The following is a 16,244-nucleotide window of genomic DNA, read 5'->3' on the forward strand; positions in this document are numbered from 1 at the left end:
CTTATTTATGCATGTTATAATACTCTATTACGTGATTTGGTATTTGTATATCTTCTTTTAAGTTTTCATCAGAAATAGGAGGGAGGGCTATCTGCTTTAAAGGTACCAATCCTGCCCAAATAGGTAGATTTTCATCTTCAGGTTCATCATTTGCTCCAACATCTCTCACTTTTGCAGAAGCAGTTTCAATTGTCATTTCTACAACTAATGTTCTATCTAATTCTTCAGGTTTCATAGGTCTAATTCCATTCCAACGCCCCTTCATCATATGTTCCATAAAACAGTATAAAGCGGCTTCTTTTTCTTTAGGTTTCTCTATTGTTTTTACTGAACCAAATAATGTAGCAGAACGGTAGTTTACTGAATGATGCAATCCTGAGCGAGCGAGAACTAATGCATCTAAATGTATTACTGTCATACTCATTTTTCCAGCTTCTAAAAGCGATAATAACATTCTGTTTGCCTGTGAACTATGTAGATAAATTTTATCTTCTTTTCTTCCGTAAGCCATAGGTAAGGAAATTGCTTTTCCTTCATACACGTAACTTACAAAACCAATAAAACCTGCATCTAAAATAGTATTGATTTTTTCAACATCATAAACGGCTCTATTTTGACCTCTTTTTACTCTATTGATTTTTGATTTTTGATATTCTTTCATGTTCTATCTATTTTCGGGTAAAACATCTTTAAATCTCAAACGTTTTTCTCTTGCTTTGTCTATATCCTTTGGACTATAAACTTTTTTCAAAGATGCTGGGTGTTTTTCAATAAACTTTTGAGGTCTAATTGGTCTGGGAACAAAATTTCCAGAGCATGTGGGGCATACATTTTCAAAAACTACCAAAGCACATTCTTTACAATAAGTGCATTCAAAACTACATATCATAGCTTCAGTAGAAGTGTTTGGCAAATCTTTACCGCAGTGTTCGCAATTAGGTCTAATTTCTAACATTTTTAAGTCGTTTTATTTAGATTTTTCTTGTTAAGGTTATAAGTAACGTTCTTTAATAATATCCATATGCCAAACACTATGACCCAATAAAATAAAAGCACAAGCTCTTGCTGAGGCTGGAGAGTTGTTTGCTACTCCAATGTTGCATAGGTTCTCGTTCGAAATACTGTTTAATAAGTTGATTGAATATGAGCGGGTTGTTTTAAACTCTTCTAATAAACCTTCTATTGTTTTACTGTCAGCTCCTGAAGGTTTAATATAGGTATCTTGATCAAAACCTTCAATTGGAGTCATATCTTTTCTAGAAATTCGTAGTATACGATACATAAAAACACGTTCTGTATCAATTATGTGTTGTAACACTTCTTTTATACTCCATTTTTCTGGTTGATAACGATATTCTAGCTTGTCTTTTGAAATAGATGAAAAAAACTTTACAATAGTTTCTTTGTCGCTTTCAAAGCCTTCTTTTAAGCTTGTGTTATCTGGTACTTTAGCTAAATACCTTGCGTAAAATTCGTTAAATTCAGTTGGTTGTAGTTCTTGTTTTTTCATTATTTATATTATTTACTTTTCAAATGTAGTATATTTATGGTCTATTGTATTAATCCAGGTTTTAAATAATTAATAGTCCAGATGTTTCCTTATAAAACTTCGTTAAAACTTAGTAAAAGCCTTAAAGAGCCTTTGTACTTGCAGTTAGCAAATCAATTTATATTATTAATCCGTGAGGGAAAACTATCACCAGGAACAAAGTTAGTGGGCTCAAGAACTTTAGCTGATTTATTACAAGTACATAGAAAAACAGTTGTTGCTTGCTATGAGGAATTATTATTACAGGGCTGGGTTGAAAGTATTCCTAAAAAGGGGACTTTTGTAAATAATAGTTTACCTCTTGTTCAAAAAGTAGCATTAGCAGACACTATTAAAACAACTAAAAATGAAAATTCAGGATTCAATTTTTACCAAAACAATCACTTATTAGAAAAGAAAGCGGAGAAAAGAGAAGGAGTTTTATATATAAATGATGGTACATCAGACACAAGACTTACTCCAACAGAAGAAATTGCTCGAATATATAGGAAAATAGCTTCCAAAAAGAGTATTTATGCTTTTTTAGATTATAATTCAACACATGGGAATATAAAATTAAGAGAGGTGTTGGCTATGTATTTAAATAGTTCTCGCGGCTTAAAAATAACCAAGGATAATATTTTAATTACTCGTGGTAGTCAAATGGGAATGTGGTTATCTACACAATTACTCTTAAAGGAAAATGATGTTATAATTGTTGGAGAAACTAATTATTCTTCCGCAGATATAACTTTTCAACATCAAAAGGCGCAAATAAAAAGAATTTCTGTAGATGAAAACGGTATTATAGTTGAACAAATAGAGAGAATATGTAAACAACAACCTATAAAGGCTGTTTATGTTACTTCTCATCATCATCATCCTACAACTGTTACTTTATCTGCTGAAAGGAGAATTCATTTATTAAATCTAGCTCAAAAATACAATTTTGCTATTATTGAAGATGACTATGATTATGATTTTAATTATAACCATGCTCCAATTTTACCTTTGGCAAGTCACGATACTTCAGGAAATGTTATTTACATAGGTTCTGTTTGTAAAACTGTAGCTCCAGTTTTTAGAATAGGATACTTAGTAGCCTCTGAAGATTTTGTAAATGAAGCAGCTAAGTTAAGAGGGTATATTGATAGGCAAGGAGACGCCCTTCTAGAGCTAACTTTTGCTGAGTTTATTAAATCTGGAGATTTAGATAGGCACATACGTAAATTAATGAAGATATACTTACAGCGCCGAGACTTATTCTGTAGGTTGTTAAAGAAAGAATTAGGTGGTTATTTTCAGTTTGAAGTACCTAAAGGAGGAATGGCTATTTGGGTTCAGTTAAACAAACAATATTCTTGGAATGAAGTTGCAAAAGATGCAAGAAAGCATCAACTCGAAATAGGAGAGTGGCAGCGATATGATTTAGCAAATAAAAAGCACAACGCTATACGAATTGGTTTTGCTAGTTATAATGATAACGAGATTAAACTATTAATTGAAAGATTAAAACAAACATTTAAAGGCATAAAAAAAGTGCCTATTAAGCACTTTTAAAACATATCTTTTACTAAATCATTCATACTGTCGTATTCTTTAAATAAGAACCCGAAAAAATCTTTACTCTTCTTTTCTTCTGATTTCAACTCACCTTCAGAAAATCTATATTTACGAAACTCTTTTAGTGTTTGATTGAGGTGTTTTTTTAAAGGTTTATCTATAGATAAATGATTTGTATTTTTCATAGTTATATTTTTTTATAAAGCATTATTTAAGTCTACTTTGTATTTGTTTAATAAAGCTTTGGTTATACCTAAGTTAGCTTCTTTAGAGTCTACAGCTAAGTAAACAAAATAAGTACCGCTAGGTGCAATATTAATAATGTGTACTTGACTAGATAAAGTAATAGTAATATCTTGAATCTCTTCATTTAATCCTAATGCGTCAATCGCTTTTAATTTAGCTTTTACGACTCCTAAGTTGTAAGCAGAAGCTAAATTAGGGTCAAAATCAGGATTCACTGTAAAAGAATCGTAAGCTTCTCCAGATCCAACATCTGTTATTGAAACAGCAATAAACCCAGGAACATTACTTTTTAAGTTTTCGATAAAATCATTGATGATTTCTTTCATTGTAAAATAGTTATAATAATTAATAAAAAAAAGACTCTGTATTTATTGAAGGGTAACTTTTTTAAGGGTTAATTTAATCATAGCCGCTTTTGAGACGTCATTAGCTAACAAACAAACTATATGATTATTATCAAACTTGTTAATAACTACTACTTCTTCATTTGAAGTTAGAACTAACTGATCAAGCTTTTCGGATTCTAAGGCATCTTGAAAAAATTCATGAGCCATTGTTACAATGACGTTTGCCATTGCTGCAATGTTGTTTTCTTTGGTGATATTGTAAGAATCAATTACTTGTCCTTCAGAATTAAAAACAAGCCCTTTGTCAGCTTCAGATTCTTCTATTAATGCTCGTAAGCTTACTTCCCCCATTAAGTTTAAAAACTTTAAATAATATTATTTTGCTTTCCCTCCTTCTAGTAAGACACTACTTTTTTAGAAAGGGTCACAAAAATACTACCTTATTTTTGTGTTTTTTTTCACAAGTACTGCTTTATGAATATTTTAACAATTTTACGTACGTAAATAATGGCTGATTAAAAGTTGATTCGTAAAGCTATATCATGGGGATTTCTAACCAACAAAAAAAGACTAGATATCAATCTAGTCTTTTCTCGGTTAATCGTCTTGTGGTTTTTGTTTTTTGAATTTAATTAAATCTAGAACATTCTCGAATCTAGGTTCAAAAAAGAAATCATAAACAGCATTTTTTAAGTCATTAACATTGTTTATGTCAGGAGCTCCGTTATAATCGATAGCTGATTCACTTAATAAAACTTTAGTTTTATATTCATTTTGAAAAAAGCTTATATATTTTTGAAACTCACTATCGATACTTATTTTTTTGATATCAATAGCTTTATAAGACTTCATTTAATTCAGTTTTATATTTTTTTAGCATTGTTCTTGTGAGAGCTAAGTTAGCTCTATTAGAATCAACAGCAAGATAAATAAAGTACTCTCCACTTGGAGACATATCTACAACATGAATATGATTATCAAGTTTAAAATGAATATCATTAATGTTTTCTTTTAGACCTAAGATGTCTATAGCTTTTCGCTTGGCATTTATAATTTCTACATTATAAGCGCAAGCTAAAGCAGGGTCAAAATTTGAGTCGGCAGAATCAGAAGCTAAAGATTCACCTGAAGCTATTTCAGCTACACTAATTGCAATATACCCAGGTATATTTTCTTTTACATTTTGAACTAAGTCGTTTAGGATTTTTTCCATAAATTCCGGGGGGTTTTTAGGTTAAGTAATAATTAAATGTTAATAGTATTAGTCTCTTTTTTAAACATTAAGTTTAAAAGACCGATGTTAGTGTTTTTGTCGGCTAAAAAGCAAAGTACATACTCTTTATATTTAAAAAGTAGAAGTGCTTCTTTGTCAGATTTTAAAATCATTTCATTTAATTCTGTCTTAAAGAAAAGGTTAAAAAAACTACTGGACATATTAAAGATAACAGCATCGAATGCAGCAATTTTGTCTTTTATTTCGACCAAGTCGTTATCGTGAGGGTAAAAGTCAATAATTTTACCTTCTTCGTCAATTAAATAAATTGCTCTTGTTTTAGTTTCTAATAGTAATTTTTGTAAATCCAATTTTAAATAACTTTTACAGCTAATATAAACTTTTTTATTATTGAAAAAAAACTTTGAATATTATTTTTATTAATAAAACATATGTTATTTGTTAAATAAATGAATTAATTTCTGTTTTAAAGCTTGTGTTTTGAAGATAATTTAATTAGAAATCGAAGATGTACTCTCAATTTAACTGGATATTTAGACATTATATTAGTTTTTTTGGATAAAAAACAAGGCTTAAGTACAAAAAGATATTTCTTAACTTTTTAATAAAAAACAGTTAACCTAATAAGGTAATAACATCTTTTAAAGCATGATATTTATCATATTTTCAAAAAAAGAAGATTTCTATGTTTGTGTCAAGCTGTGTTAAGGTTAACCTGTAAAATTGCTGGATTACTTTTTCATAGTCATATAATTTTTTCTGATCCCCCGATCTGTATAGTATTAAAATTAAGGAAGAATAACGATTGATGCCTTACAAATACAAATCAAATTAAATATATGACAAACAACTTAGAGAAAAAGTGGGAGAACCACTCTAATGAAAATCAAAAAAGAAAACCAAAGTTAGTATCCCCAACCCCGGTAGATAGAGAAATAAACCTCGATGAAAACTCAGTTCTTCTTAGTATAACAGATACAAGAGGTGTTATAGAGTATTGTAACGAGGATTTTGTAGAGTCATCCGGTTATGAAGAATATGAATTAGTAGGATCTGGTCATAACATAGTTAGACATCCAGATATGCCCAGAGTAATTTTTAAGTTAATGTGGAAGCGTATTCAAAATAAAGAGAATATTATAGCTTTTGTTAAAAATATGGCTAAAACTGGTAGGTACTACTGGGTAATGACAGATTTTGTTGTTAAAGAAAATGACAAAGGTGAAGTTATAAATTATAAAGCTTTACGAAAACCAGCTCCTAAAAATGCTGTACAAGAAATTATACCCCTATATAAAAGACTACGTGAAATAGAAGACTTAAATGGGATAGAAGCTTCGGAAAAGTTTTTAAAAGGCTTTTTAGATTCTAAAAATACTAATTACGACGTTTATATTGAAAAGTTAATAACAGATAATATTGGTGCTACAGCTTCTGGAACTGAAGAAGGAAAGAAAAAAGGTTCATTTTTTAAAAGGTTCTTTGGTATAGAATAACTAGAGGAAACTGAGGTTACAAAGAAGTTTTAATCATTCGGTCATTACCAAATAAATCTTTTCGAAGTTCAATATGTGTAAATCCTTTGTTTTTTAACATTTCAACAGTTTCTATACCAAGATACTGGTTAATCTCAAAAAAAAGTAGTCCGGTTTTAGTTAAGCTATTCTTAGCTAAATCGGCTATTTTTTTATAGAAAATTAATGGATTGTTATCTTCAACAAACAAAGCTAAATGTGGTTCATTTTTTAATACGTTATTCTTTATTTCTACTTTCTCTAATTCACGTACATAAGGTGGATTAGAAATAATAATATCAAACTTAGCACTTAATTTTTCAGTTTTTAAAATGTCTTGATGTATAAAGGATATTTCAACTTTATTTAAGATAGCATTTTGCTTGGCTATTTTTAATGCTTCTTCAGAAACATCAATAGCACTTACAGTTGCTTTAGGTAAATGCTTTTTCAAACTTATAGGAATACAGCCTGTTCCTGTTCCGACATCCAAAATAGATAAAGATTCTTGGTTTTTATCTATCTCATTAATAATCCACTCAACAAGCTCTTCTGTTTCAGGGCGCGGAATTAGCGTGTTTTGATTCACTTTAAAAGAAAGTCCATAAAACTCTGTTTTGGCTAATATATATTGGATAGGTTCTTCTTTTTTTAATCGAACTAGGGCTTCATCTAATAATGTTTTCTTTTCAGAAGAAATTTCAAAATCAGGTCGTAACGTGAGATCTATACGTTTGAGCTCTAAATACTCTTCTATTAAATAAAAGAAAAAAGTATCAATTTCTGTTTGAGGATAAACGGATTTTAATTGCTCAGAAAAATACGATTTGTATTGTTTTAGTTGCATTATGTTGTTTCCTATTTATGATATTTTTTACAAATCTTTTAACATCCATACATTACAAGAATAATGTCCTGTGTTACCTAATGGCTCTTTTAAATCAATAAAACCATTTTTTCTATACAAGGTTGTAGCTGCTTTCATATATGGTAAGGTTTCTAAATAACACTGTTTAAAGCCTTGCTCTTTGGCTTTGTTTAAACAAAAGTTTATTAATTTACTACCAATACCTTTTCCTCTGGCCGCAGGTAAAAAGTACATTTTTTGTAGCTCGCAAATGTTTCCTTCAAAATTATCTAATTGAGCAAAACCAGCTCCTCCTATTACAACACCATTATGTTCTACAACAAAATATCCAGCCCTTTCTTTTTGGTAAGTTTCATACATTTCATCCGTTGCTTTATCTTCATAAGCAGTGCCTACTTTGGGAGCACCAAGTTCAATTAATACTTCACGAATAACCTTAGCTATTTCGGCATTATCTTGTGGTTTTATTTCTCTAATAATAAAATCAGATGGAGTCATAGGAATATAGTACTTTTGCAAGAGCAAAGTACCCAAAAAAACACGAGTTTTCATGAAGAAATTCATTTATTTTTTACCTTTTTTATTACTAATAATTAGTTGCTCTGTAAAACAAAAACCAATTTTTTTAAAAGTTGATGATATAAAACTCTTATCAGCTTCTACTGATACTATAAGAGTTGGTGCTAATGCTTATTTTGAAAACCCAAACGATATAGGTGGTAAAATAGCTACTGATAAAATAAGAGTATTAATTGGTCAAGTAGAAGTAGCACAAGTTTCTTCTGAAGAATTTAAAGTTCCTGCTCGGAAAGAATTTTATATTCCGTTAAAGGTTGTAATTCCTTCAAAAAGAGTATTTGAAAATAATAAAAACGGAATTTTAGGTGGAATATTGAACTCGTTAATAAATCAGCGATTGAAAGTGCATTTTAAAGGAGATTTAAAATATAAAGTTTTAGGATTTTCACATGTATACCCAATTGATAAAGTAGAAGATATTAAAATTAAATTTTAACGCTGTGAATCACGAAAAATATATACAACGTTGTTTAGAGTTAGCAAAAAAGGGAATAGGAACTACAAGGCCTAATCCTTCTGTTGGAGCAGTAATTGTGTATGAAAATAAAATAATAGGTGAAGGTTTTACATCACCTTATGGTGGGCCACATGCAGAAGTGAATGCTATTAACTCAGTTCAGAACCAAGATTTATTAAAAGAAGCAACTATATATGTTACGTTAGAACCATGTTCGCACCATGGAAAAACCCCACCCTGTGCCGATTTAATTATAGAGAAAGAAATACCTAACATAGTTATAGGTTGTGTAGATACTAATAGTTTAGTCGCAGGAAAAGGTATAGAACGACTTAAAAAAGCTGGCAGAAATGTGATTGTAGGTGTTTGTGAAGAGGCTTGTAAAGAGCATCATAAGCGCTTTTTTACTGTTCAAAACAAAAAGAGACCCTATATTATTTTAAAGTGGGCTGAAACTAAAGATGGTTTTATAGCTCCATTAATAAAAGAAGAACAAAAACCTGTATGGATTTCTAATCAATACTCTCAACAATTAGTACATAAATGGAGAAGTGAAGAGCATGCTATTCTTGTAGGAACAAATACTGTAATTGCTGATAACCCGTCATTAACTGTTAGAAGTTGGTCTGGAAATAACCCAATAAGGATTGTTATTGATAAAAGCTTAAGAATACCTACAGAAGCAACTGTATTTGATGGAAATATTCAAACAATAGTTATTACAGAAGTAGAGAAGGAGACAGATGTTATTTCAAACGATGGTGAGAAATCTCATGTACTCATTTACGAAAAAATCGATTTTTCTTCTCGAATAGCAGAACAAATTTGTGAGGTACTACATAAACACCAAATACAATCGATAATTATTGAAGGTGGAGCACAAACACTACAAACATTTATTAATGAAAATTTGTGGGATGAAGCTAGGATTTTTACTGGTGACATAAGTATAAAAGAAGGAGTAGAGGGTCCTGTTTTCAATGCTAAACTTTCTTCCGAAGAAAAAATAGATAACGATATTTTAAGAATATATAGGAATGATTAAAAACATCATTTTTGATTTTGGTGATGTATTCATCAATTTAGACAAAGAAGCAACATATAAAGAACTAGCAAAATTAGGAGTTACAGAAATCTCAGAAGATATGATGCAACAATATTATCAATATGAAATGGGATTGATTTCTACTGATGAGTTTGTATCATTTTTTCATGATAAATTTAATATTTCAAAAGAAGATTTGGTTCGTTCTTGGAATGCTATTTTATTAGATTTTCCTAAGCATCGGTTGAGTTTTATAAAAGAATTAGCGGCTAGAAATCAGTACAGGTTGTTTTTACTAAGTAACACCAACGATTTACATATCTCTTGGATTCAAAATGATTGGGGCGAGGAGTTATATAATGAGTTTAAAAATTGTTTTGAACAGTTTTATTTATCGCATGAAGTCAATTTTAGAAAACCAAATACAAACATTTTTGAGTTTGTGCTTCAAGAAAACGGGTTACAAGCTTCTGAAACCTTTTTTATAGATGATACCAAAGAGAATACTGATACAGCAGAACAATTAGGTATTCAGGTATGGAATAATTGTCCCAAAACAGAAGATGTAGTTGATTTACTAAAACGAAAAGAGTTTACAGTGTGATATACTTAATTTTTAGCATCCTTATTTCTAGTTTACTGTTTGTTATTTTTAAACTTTTTGATGTTTGTAAGGTAAATACATTGCAAGCAATTGTTTTAAACTATGCTGTAGCGTTATCTTTCGGTTTCGTTCATACCGAGGTTTCTATACCGGTGACTGAAATATCAGGTCAACCTTGGTTTTTAGGGGCTTTTGTTTTAGGTTTTTTATTTATAGCTGTATTTAATGTAATGGGAATTACTGCTCAAAAAAACGGACTCTCAGTAGCTTCAGTAGCTGGAAAAATGTCGGTAGTAATCCCTGTAGTAATAGGAATCTTTTTATATAATGAGAGTATAGGCTTAGTTAAAGTTGTAGGAATAATTTTAGCATTAATAGCAGTATATTTATCTTCAGCAAAAAGCGATACTTCTCCTGTTAAGTTTAAAAACTTGTTGTTTCCATTGTTACTTTTTTTAGGTTCTGGAAGTATTGATACTTTATTAAAATATACGGAAACTACGTATGTTCCTAAAGAAGCCGTACCAATGTTTTTATCTACTATTTTTGGATGCGCTTTGTTTTTTGGTTTTTTCTTCCTGGTCGCTCAATTACTAAGTAAAAAAGGGGGCTTTGAATGGAAAACAGTACTTGGAGGTATCGCTTTAGGAGTTCCAAATTATTATTCCATGGAATTTCTGTTAAAAGCACTGCAAACAAAAGGACTTGAAAGCTCTACAGTTTTTACCATAAATAATGTATCTATAGTGATTTTAACCACCGTATTTGCTCTTACATTTTTTAAAGAAAAATTGATCAAAAAGAATTGGATTGGTATTGGGCTTGCCATAATTAGTATTTTATTAGTAGTTTCGGCGTAATGAATGAAGAGATAAAAGACACTTACAAAACGATTACAAAACCTTCTGAAGAAACCTTATTCAAAGACCGAAACAGTAAGTTTTTCGGGTATGCTTTTCCTGTTTTTTCTGAAAAGGATATTAAAGAACGATTAGAAGAACTTCGAAAACAACATCATACAGCACGTCATCATTGCTATGCATGGCAATTAGGAACTGAGAAAATCCGCTTTCGTGCTAATGATGATGGTGAACCAAGTAACTCAGCTGGTCAGCCAATTTATGGACAAATACAATCTTTTGATGTAACCAATGTTTTAATTGTTTCGGTACGTTATTTTGGTGGGACTAAACTTGGAGTAGGAGGATTGATTAACGCCTATCGAACTTCCGCACAATTAGCTTTAGAAGCTTCTGAAATTGTTGAGAAAACCATAGATATTCAATACAAGTTAAAGTTTGGATACGATATGATGAATAAAGTGCAACGCATTATAAAAGAACGAAACTTAGATATCATCAATCAAAAATTAGAATTAGACTGCGAGTACACCATTTCTGTACGTAAAAAAGAAGCCGAAAGCGTTTTTGAAGTTTTTGACAACCTGTTTAAAGTGGAGATTAAGGAAGTAGAGTAGCTTTTAGATGAAAGGTTTTCAGTATATATCATTAATTTATGGCTAATACTTAATAAAATTATTTTTAATAAGTTGAAATAGTTTATTTTAGCCCTGTATTAATTATTAAAAAAACATGAAAATGAAAAACCTAATCTTCATTGTATGCCTATTCATTTCTTTTCAACTTTTTTCGCAAGCACAAGCTGAAGTAACAAAAGAAAATATTTGTAAGGGAGCAGCAATTAGTGTTGTAGCAAATGTGAAACCTTTTATTGATAATGGCTTTTCTAAATCTGAAATTATAGAAATGGGGAAGGAGCTTGTAAAAGATGTTATAAAAGATTCACCTACTAAAGCTTATGATTTATTAAAAGCTAAAAAATCAAAAAGTGAAGTAATTGATATACTTTACAACGATTTTATGAAGTTGGATGAAAAAGTTATACTAAAATTTTTATTAAAACCCGATGTAGATGAGGAAGAGGATGACTATTAATATATTCAGTAAAAAGAACAAAAGTGCAGCTGTCATTTGTAGTGGTTTTCTATAAGGTATTTAAAATCAGTTATTTTTTAAAAAAAACATATAGTGTGTCTTTTTGCTGTCATGTTCTTGTCATATTCCTCTCTGGTTACTGTCAACACTAATATATTTTTGAACCTTACTTTTGTCTAAAAAAATCATTAGTAATGAATTCAAACACAATGAATTTAAGAGATATTAAAAAAATGAGAATAGCTCGTCATTGGTCTCAAGAACAATTAGCGGAAATGAGTGGGTTAAGTATCCGAACTATTCAAAGAATAGAAAGTGGAGAAAATGCGGGGTTAGAATCGTTAAAATCTTTAGCAGCTGTTTTTGAAACAAATATTGAAAGTTCAAACAAGAAAGAAGCATTAGATCAGATTAGAAAAGAAGAAGCTTATATTCTAAAGTTACAAGGTTTTTATAAACTTTTAGCCATAGCTTTATTCAGTATTTTTATACCAATAATACTTGCATTTAATGATGCTTTTTTCTGGGGAATTACTTTATGGGTTTTGCTGGGGTGGCTTGTAATAATTGTCATCTATTCTCTTAATAATTTTGAGTTTTTTGGAGATGAGTGGAGAAGGAAAAAGATTAAAAAGAAATTTGAAAATAAAAAAAAGTAAAAGTTACCTAAATAATGAAGCATAAGTAATGATGGTTAGCCGATTAGTTTGCTTCGTTTTACAATTACTACAATAAATAAGTATCTAAGAAGGTTCAGGAAGAAGTATACTGTACATATCGTTGTAATTAAACCTCTTTATAACATCCTGAAAACCAAAATATTTTAGGTTACTTCAAGAATTATTCGTAAATTTGCACGCCTTTTTACGAGTACAGATTTAAAAAGGGTAGAAAATAACATTTATTAAGTTTAATTTCTCTTGGCGTTAATATCGTTAAAAATCTGGTTAACAAAAAGATACAAATATTTATTTCAGACATGTCTGAAGAAACAAAAAAAACAGCAGAAGCTGTAAATCCAGCAGAATTTTTAGCAACCTTTAACTGGCATAAATACGAAGAAGGTATTGATGAAGTTGATGAGTCTAAATTAAAAGAATTTGAAAAAGCCTTAGAAGGTACTGTAGGGTTCGTAAACGAGCGCGATGTTATCGAAGGTGAAGTAGTACGTATTACTGATCGTGATGCTATTATCGACATTAACTCTAAGTCTGAAGGTGTAATTTCGTTAAACGAATTCCGTTACAACCCAAATTTAGCTGTTGGAGACAAAGTAGAAGTATTAGTTGACAAAAGAGAAGACTCTTCAGGTCAATTAGTATTATCTCACAAAAAAGCACGTGTAATCAAAGCTTGGGATCGTGTTAACAACGCACACGAAACTGGTGAAATCGTTAACGGTTTTGTTAAGTGTAGAACTCGTGGAGGTATGATCGTTGATGTATTTGGTATTGAAGCATTCTTACCAGGTTCTCAAATTGATGTTAAGCCTATCCGTGACTACGATCAATATGTAGAGAAAACTATGGAATTCAAAGTTGTGAAAATCAACCACGAATTTAAAAACGTAGTAGTATCTCACAAAGCGTTAATTGAAGCTGATTTAGAAGATCAAAAACGTGAAATTATCGGTCAATTAGAAAAAGGACAAGTATTAGAAGGTGTTGTTAAAAACATTACTTCTTATGGTGTATTTGTTGACTTAGGAGGTGTTGACGGATTAATTCACATTACTGATTTATCTTGGTCTCGTATCAACCACCCGAACGAAGTTGTTGAATTAGATCAAAAATTAAATGTTGTAATCTTAGACTTTGATGATAACAAGTCAAGAATTCAATTAGGATTAAAACAATTATCTGCTCATCCATGGGAAGCTTTAAATGCTGATTTAAAAGTTGGTGATAAAGTAAAAGGTAAAGTAGTTGTTTTAGCTGATTATGGTGCATTTGTAGAGGTTGAAGAAGGAGTAGAAGGATTAATCCACGTATCTGAAATGTCATGGTCAACTCACTTACGTTCTGCACAAGATTTCGTAAAAGTTGGTGATGAAGTAGAAGCTCAAATCTTAACATTAGACCGCGAAGAGCGTAAAATGTCTTTAGGTATGAAGCAATTACACCCAGATCCATGGACTGATATTACTACTAAATACCCAGTAGGTTCTAAACACACTGGTACTGTACGTAACTACACTAACTTTGGTGTATTCGTAGAGTTAGAAGAAGGTATTGACGGATTAGTATATATCTCTGATTTATCTTGGACTAAGAAAATTAAGCACCCATCAGATTTTGTAACTGTTGGTGACCAATTAGAAGTTCAAGTATTAGAATTAGACGTAGAGAACCGTAAATTAAACTTAGGTCACAAGCAAACTCAAGATAACCCTTGGGATGCTCATGAATCTACTTATACAATCGGATCTATCCACGAAGGTACTATTAAAGAGAAAAATGATAAAGGTGCAACTGTAGTATTTGCTGATGGTGTTGAAGCTTTCGCTCCAACTCGTTTCTTAGAAAAAGAAGACGGAGGTAAATTAGCTAAAGGTGACGAAACTAAGTTCCAAGTAACTGAGTTTAGTAAAGAGTACCGTAGAATTGTTGTTTCTCATACTTCTATCTTTAGAGAAGAAGAACAAAAGAACATTAAAGCTGCTGCTGCTAAGGCTCAAGAAGTAGAAAAAACTACTTTAGGAGATATCGGTGGATTAGCTGAATTAAAGAAGAAAATGGAAGGAAAATAATCCTAACAACTTCTTAAAATTTATAAACCGTTAAGCTGTAAAGCTTAGCGGTTTTTTTTGCTCCTTATGTAACAAATGTTACAGTTAAAGCTTTCCCTTTTTAAAGGATACTTTCTTAAATAGCTTTATATTTGCTCATCAATAAAAAATGAATATGACACTTATTAAATCTATATCAGGTATTAGAGGTACCATAGGCGGAAATACAGGTGATAATTTAACTCCAATTGACGCTGTAAAATTCGCAGCGGCTTACGGTACATTCATAAAAAATAAAAATTCAGAGAAAGAAAATATAACAATTGTTGTAGGTAGAGATGCTCGTATTTCGGGTAAAATGATAAGTAACTTAGTAGCAAATACACTGGTTGGTTTAGGAATTGATGTAATCGATTTAGGTTTGTCAACTACACCAACTGTTGAAGTAGCCGTTCCATTAGAAAAAGCGGATGGAGGTATTATTTTAACAGCCTCTCATAATCCTAAACAATGGAATGCACTTAAGCTTTTAAATGAAAAAGGAGAGTTTTTAAATGGTGAAGACGGAGCTGAAATTTTAAAGATTGCCGAAAATGATGCTACTATTGAGTTTGCTGAAGTTGACGATTTAGGCTTATACAAGAAAAAGAAAGATTATATAAAGAAACATATTAAAGAAGTTTTAAAACTTCGTTTAGTAGATGTAGAAGCCATTAAAAAAGCTAACTTTAAAGTAGTAGTTGATGGTGTTAACTCTACAGGAGGAATTGCTATTCCAGCTTTACTTGAAGAGTTAGGTGTAAAATGTGTTGAATTATATTGTGAACCTAACGGACACTTCCCACACAATCCAGAACCTTTAAAAGAACACTTAACCGATATTTCTGAATTAGTAGTAAAAGAAAATGCGGATTTAGGTATTGTAGTTGATCCTGATGTAGATCGTTTAGCGCTAATATCCGAAGACGGTTCTATGTTTGGAGAAGAATACACTTTAGTAGCTTGTGCAGATTATGTTTTAGGTCAATTAGGAGGAGGTAACACTGTCTCTAATCTATCATCTTCAAGAGCCTTACGTGATGTTACTGAAAAGCATGGAGGAACTTATACAGCAAGTGCAGTAGGAGAAGTGAACGTTGTTCAAATGATGAAAGATACCAACACGGTAATTGGAGGAGAAGGTAACGGAGGAATTATTTATCCAGAATCTCACTATGGACGTGATTCATTAGTAGGAGTTGCTTTATTCTTATCACATTTAGCACATAAAAAAATGTCTTGTAAAGAATTAAGAGATTCATATCCTAGTTATTTTATGAGTAAAAATAAAATCCAGTTAACACCACAAATTAATGTTGACAAGATTTTAGAAACAATGGCTGACAAGTATAAAAATGAAGATGTAAATACAATTGATGGTGTAAAAATTGATTTTGCTGAAGAATGGGTTCATTTACGTAAGTCTAATACTGAACCAATCATCAGAATTTACACAGAAAGCACAAGTCAAGAAAATGCAGATGCTTTGGCCAAAAGATTTATCACTGAAATACAACAAATAATACAATAGTTCTTT

Annotated in this window: 22 protein-coding genes; 11 read left to right on the forward strand and 11 right to left on the reverse strand. The window is 30.8% G+C overall.

Features of this window, described 5'->3' with window-relative positions; translation table 11 throughout:
- Position 1: 1 nt before the first annotated feature.
- From ACTPNM_RS09600 to ACTPNM_RS09610, 3 genes are read right to left on the reverse strand one after another with little or no spacing between them, the layout of a single operon-like run.
- Positions 2 to 661, reverse strand: coding sequence for a pyridoxamine 5'-phosphate oxidase family protein (locus tag ACTPNM_RS09600; protein WP_440121540.1), 660 nt, complete (start codon positions 659 to 661; stop codon positions 2 to 4).
- Positions 662 to 664: 3 nt separating this feature from the next.
- Positions 665 to 955, reverse strand: a complete 291-nt coding sequence (locus ACTPNM_RS09605) for a DUF1272 domain-containing protein (RefSeq protein ID WP_440121541.1) — start codon at positions 953 to 955, stop codon at positions 665 to 667.
- A 36-nt stretch (positions 956 to 991) separates the two neighbouring features.
- Positions 992 to 1,510, reverse strand: coding sequence for a DinB family protein (locus tag ACTPNM_RS09610; RefSeq protein WP_440121542.1), 519 nt, complete (start codon positions 1,508 to 1,510; stop codon positions 992 to 994).
- A gap of 81 nt (positions 1,511 to 1,591) precedes the next feature.
- Here ACTPNM_RS09610 and pdxR point away from each other — a divergent pair, with 81 nt between their 5' ends.
- On the forward strand, positions 1,592 to 3,088 hold the full coding sequence (pdxR, locus tag ACTPNM_RS09615; RefSeq protein ID WP_440121543.1) for a MocR-like pyridoxine biosynthesis transcription factor PdxR: 1,497 nt from the start codon (positions 1,592 to 1,594) through the stop codon (positions 3,086 to 3,088).
- Here the strand turns inward: pdxR and ACTPNM_RS09620 are convergent.
- The 6 genes from ACTPNM_RS09620 to ACTPNM_RS09645 all read right to left on the reverse strand — a co-directional run bounded on the left by ACTPNM_RS09620 (position 3,085) and on the right by ACTPNM_RS09645 (position 5,268).
- Entirely contained in the window at positions 3,085 to 3,276 is a 192-nt protein-coding gene (locus ACTPNM_RS09620) for a hypothetical protein (protein WP_099214411.1), read from the reverse strand. The two genes, pdxR and ACTPNM_RS09620, sit on opposite strands and share 4 nt — an antisense overlap.
- Positions 3,277 to 3,288: 12 nt before the next feature.
- The gene (locus ACTPNM_RS09625) at positions 3,289 to 3,663 is read right to left on the reverse strand and encodes a hypothetical protein (protein ID WP_274639866.1); all 375 of its coding nucleotides are present in this window, start codon (positions 3,661 to 3,663) and stop codon (positions 3,289 to 3,291) included.
- 42 nt (positions 3,664 to 3,705) lie between these two features.
- Positions 3,706 to 4,035: a hypothetical protein gene (locus ACTPNM_RS09630; protein WP_440121544.1), complete on the reverse strand. Its 330-nt coding sequence runs from the start codon at positions 4,033 to 4,035 to the stop codon at positions 3,706 to 3,708.
- A 246-nt stretch (positions 4,036 to 4,281) separates the two neighbouring features.
- Positions 4,282 to 4,536, reverse strand: coding sequence for a hypothetical protein (locus ACTPNM_RS09635; RefSeq protein WP_274639868.1), 255 nt, complete (start codon positions 4,534 to 4,536; stop codon positions 4,282 to 4,284).
- Positions 4,523 to 4,897 carry a hypothetical protein gene (locus ACTPNM_RS09640; protein ID WP_274639869.1) on the reverse strand — a complete coding sequence of 125 codons (375 nt, stop codon included), beginning with the start codon at positions 4,895 to 4,897 and terminating at the stop codon, positions 4,523 to 4,525. Before ACTPNM_RS09640 ends, ACTPNM_RS09635 begins: the two co-directional genes overlap by 14 nt.
- Positions 4,898 to 4,929: 32 nt before the next feature.
- Complete coding sequence (locus ACTPNM_RS09645; RefSeq protein ID WP_099214406.1) at positions 4,930 to 5,268, reverse strand: hypothetical protein; 339 nt, start codon at positions 5,266 to 5,268, stop codon at positions 4,930 to 4,932.
- A gap of 489 nt (positions 5,269 to 5,757) precedes the next feature.
- Between ACTPNM_RS09645 and ACTPNM_RS09650 the strand changes: the two genes are divergently transcribed.
- Positions 5,758 to 6,414 (forward strand): PAS domain-containing protein, encoded by a 657-nt coding sequence (locus tag ACTPNM_RS09650; RefSeq protein ID WP_440121545.1) that lies wholly within the window; start codon positions 5,758 to 5,760, stop codon positions 6,412 to 6,414.
- 16 nt (positions 6,415 to 6,430) lie between these two features.
- Here ACTPNM_RS09650 and prmC read toward each other — a convergent pair whose 3' ends face one another.
- Both prmC and ACTPNM_RS09660 read right to left on the reverse strand, forming a co-directional pair.
- Positions 6,431 to 7,279, reverse strand: a complete 849-nt coding sequence (prmC, locus tag ACTPNM_RS09655) for a peptide chain release factor N(5)-glutamine methyltransferase (RefSeq protein ID WP_440121546.1) — start codon at positions 7,277 to 7,279, stop codon at positions 6,431 to 6,433.
- Between the two features lie 27 nt (positions 7,280 to 7,306).
- On the reverse strand, positions 7,307 to 7,798 hold the full coding sequence (locus ACTPNM_RS09660; protein WP_440122830.1) for a GNAT family N-acetyltransferase: 492 nt from the start codon (positions 7,796 to 7,798) through the stop codon (positions 7,307 to 7,309).
- A 52-nt stretch (positions 7,799 to 7,850) separates the two neighbouring features.
- Between ACTPNM_RS09660 and ACTPNM_RS09665 the strand changes: the two genes are divergently transcribed.
- The 9 genes from ACTPNM_RS09665 to glmM all read left to right on the forward strand — a co-directional run bounded on the left by ACTPNM_RS09665 (position 7,851) and on the right by glmM (position 16,238).
- Positions 7,851 to 8,315 (forward strand): LEA type 2 family protein, encoded by a 465-nt coding sequence (locus ACTPNM_RS09665; protein WP_440121547.1) that lies wholly within the window; start codon positions 7,851 to 7,853, stop codon positions 8,313 to 8,315.
- 4 nt (positions 8,316 to 8,319) lie between these two features.
- Positions 8,320 to 9,381: a bifunctional diaminohydroxyphosphoribosylaminopyrimidine deaminase/5-amino-6-(5-phosphoribosylamino)uracil reductase RibD gene (gene ribD / locus ACTPNM_RS09670; protein ID WP_440121548.1), complete on the forward strand. Its 1,062-nt coding sequence runs from the start codon at positions 8,320 to 8,322 to the stop codon at positions 9,379 to 9,381.
- Positions 9,374 to 9,985, forward strand: a complete 612-nt coding sequence (locus tag ACTPNM_RS09675; RefSeq protein ID WP_440121549.1) for an HAD-IA family hydrolase — start codon at positions 9,374 to 9,376, stop codon at positions 9,983 to 9,985. The genes ribD and ACTPNM_RS09675 overlap by 8 nt, the downstream gene beginning before the upstream one ends.
- Complete coding sequence (locus ACTPNM_RS09680; protein ID WP_440121552.1) at positions 9,982 to 10,845, forward strand: EamA/RhaT family transporter; 864 nt, start codon at positions 9,982 to 9,984, stop codon at positions 10,843 to 10,845. Before ACTPNM_RS09675 ends, ACTPNM_RS09680 begins: the two co-directional genes overlap by 4 nt.
- A complete protein-coding gene (locus ACTPNM_RS09685) occupies positions 10,845 to 11,462 on the forward strand; it encodes an IMPACT family protein (protein WP_440121553.1) in 618 nt (205 codons plus the stop codon). The genes ACTPNM_RS09680 and ACTPNM_RS09685 overlap by 1 nt, the downstream gene beginning before the upstream one ends.
- 121 nt (positions 11,463 to 11,583) lie before the next feature.
- Complete coding sequence (locus tag ACTPNM_RS09690; protein ID WP_440121554.1) at positions 11,584 to 11,940, forward strand: hypothetical protein; 357 nt, start codon at positions 11,584 to 11,586, stop codon at positions 11,938 to 11,940.
- A gap of 194 nt (positions 11,941 to 12,134) precedes the next feature.
- Entirely contained in the window at positions 12,135 to 12,599 is a 465-nt protein-coding gene (locus tag ACTPNM_RS09695) for a helix-turn-helix domain-containing protein (RefSeq protein ID WP_440121555.1), read from the forward strand.
- A 320-nt stretch (positions 12,600 to 12,919) separates the two neighbouring features.
- Positions 12,920 to 14,689 carry a 30S ribosomal protein S1 gene (rpsA, locus tag ACTPNM_RS09700; RefSeq protein WP_274639879.1) on the forward strand — a complete coding sequence of 590 codons (1,770 nt, stop codon included), beginning with the start codon at positions 12,920 to 12,922 and terminating at the stop codon, positions 14,687 to 14,689.
- A 154-nt stretch (positions 14,690 to 14,843) separates the two neighbouring features.
- Complete coding sequence (gene glmM / locus ACTPNM_RS09705) at positions 14,844 to 16,238, forward strand: phosphoglucosamine mutase (RefSeq protein ID WP_440121556.1); 1,395 nt, start codon at positions 14,844 to 14,846, stop codon at positions 16,236 to 16,238.
- Positions 16,239 to 16,244: the final 6 nt, after the last annotated feature.

Origin of the sequence: Tenacibaculum sp. Ill, from assembly GCF_051938915.1 — a bacterium.
GTDB classification, from domain to species: Bacteria; Bacteroidota; Bacteroidia; order Flavobacteriales; family Flavobacteriaceae; genus Polaribacter; species Polaribacter larymnensis.

Coding starts and splice junctions, on each gene's coding strand:
- ACTPNM_RS09600 (WP_440121540.1), bottom strand. CDS start 661: ATGAAAGAATATCAAAAATCAAAAATCAATAGAGTAAAAAGAGGTCAA.
- ACTPNM_RS09605 (WP_440121541.1), bottom strand. CDS start 955: ATGTTAGAAATTAGACCTAATTGCGAACACTGCGGTAAAGATTTGCCA.
- ACTPNM_RS09610 (WP_440121542.1), bottom strand. CDS start 1,510: ATGAAAAAACAAGAACTACAACCAACTGAATTTAACGAATTTTACGCA.
- pdxR (WP_440121543.1), top strand. CDS start 1,592: ATGTTTCCTTATAAAACTTCGTTAAAACTTAGTAAAAGCCTTAAAGAG.
- ACTPNM_RS09620 (WP_099214411.1), bottom strand. CDS start 3,276: ATGAAAAATACAAATCATTTATCTATAGATAAACCTTTAAAAAAACAC.
- ACTPNM_RS09625 (WP_274639866.1), bottom strand. CDS start 3,663: ATGAAAGAAATCATCAATGATTTTATCGAAAACTTAAAAAGTAATGTT.
- ACTPNM_RS09630 (WP_440121544.1), bottom strand. CDS start 4,035: ATGGGGGAAGTAAGCTTACGAGCATTAATAGAAGAATCTGAAGCTGAC.
- ACTPNM_RS09635 (WP_274639868.1), bottom strand. CDS start 4,536: ATGAAGTCTTATAAAGCTATTGATATCAAAAAAATAAGTATCGATAGT.
- ACTPNM_RS09640 (WP_274639869.1), bottom strand. CDS start 4,897: ATGGAAAAAATCCTAAACGACTTAGTTCAAAATGTAAAAGAAAATATA.
- ACTPNM_RS09650 (WP_440121545.1), top strand. CDS start 5,758: ATGACAAACAACTTAGAGAAAAAGTGGGAGAACCACTCTAATGAAAAT.
- prmC (WP_440121546.1), bottom strand. CDS start 7,279: ATGCAACTAAAACAATACAAATCGTATTTTTCTGAGCAATTAAAATCC.
- ACTPNM_RS09660 (WP_440122830.1), bottom strand. CDS start 7,798: ATGACTCCATCTGATTTTATTATTAGAGAAATAAAACCACAAGATAAT.
- ACTPNM_RS09665 (WP_440121547.1), top strand. CDS start 7,851: ATGAAGAAATTCATTTATTTTTTACCTTTTTTATTACTAATAATTAGT.
- ACTPNM_RS09675 (WP_440121549.1), top strand. CDS start 9,374: ATGATTAAAAACATCATTTTTGATTTTGGTGATGTATTCATCAATTTA.
- ACTPNM_RS09685 (WP_440121553.1), top strand. CDS start 10,845: ATGAATGAAGAGATAAAAGACACTTACAAAACGATTACAAAACCTTCT.
- ACTPNM_RS09690 (WP_440121554.1), top strand. CDS start 11,584: ATGAAAAACCTAATCTTCATTGTATGCCTATTCATTTCTTTTCAACTT.
- ACTPNM_RS09695 (WP_440121555.1), top strand. CDS start 12,135: ATGAATTCAAACACAATGAATTTAAGAGATATTAAAAAAATGAGAATA.
- rpsA (WP_274639879.1), top strand. CDS start 12,920: ATGTCTGAAGAAACAAAAAAAACAGCAGAAGCTGTAAATCCAGCAGAA.
- glmM (WP_440121556.1), top strand. CDS start 14,844: ATGACACTTATTAAATCTATATCAGGTATTAGAGGTACCATAGGCGGA.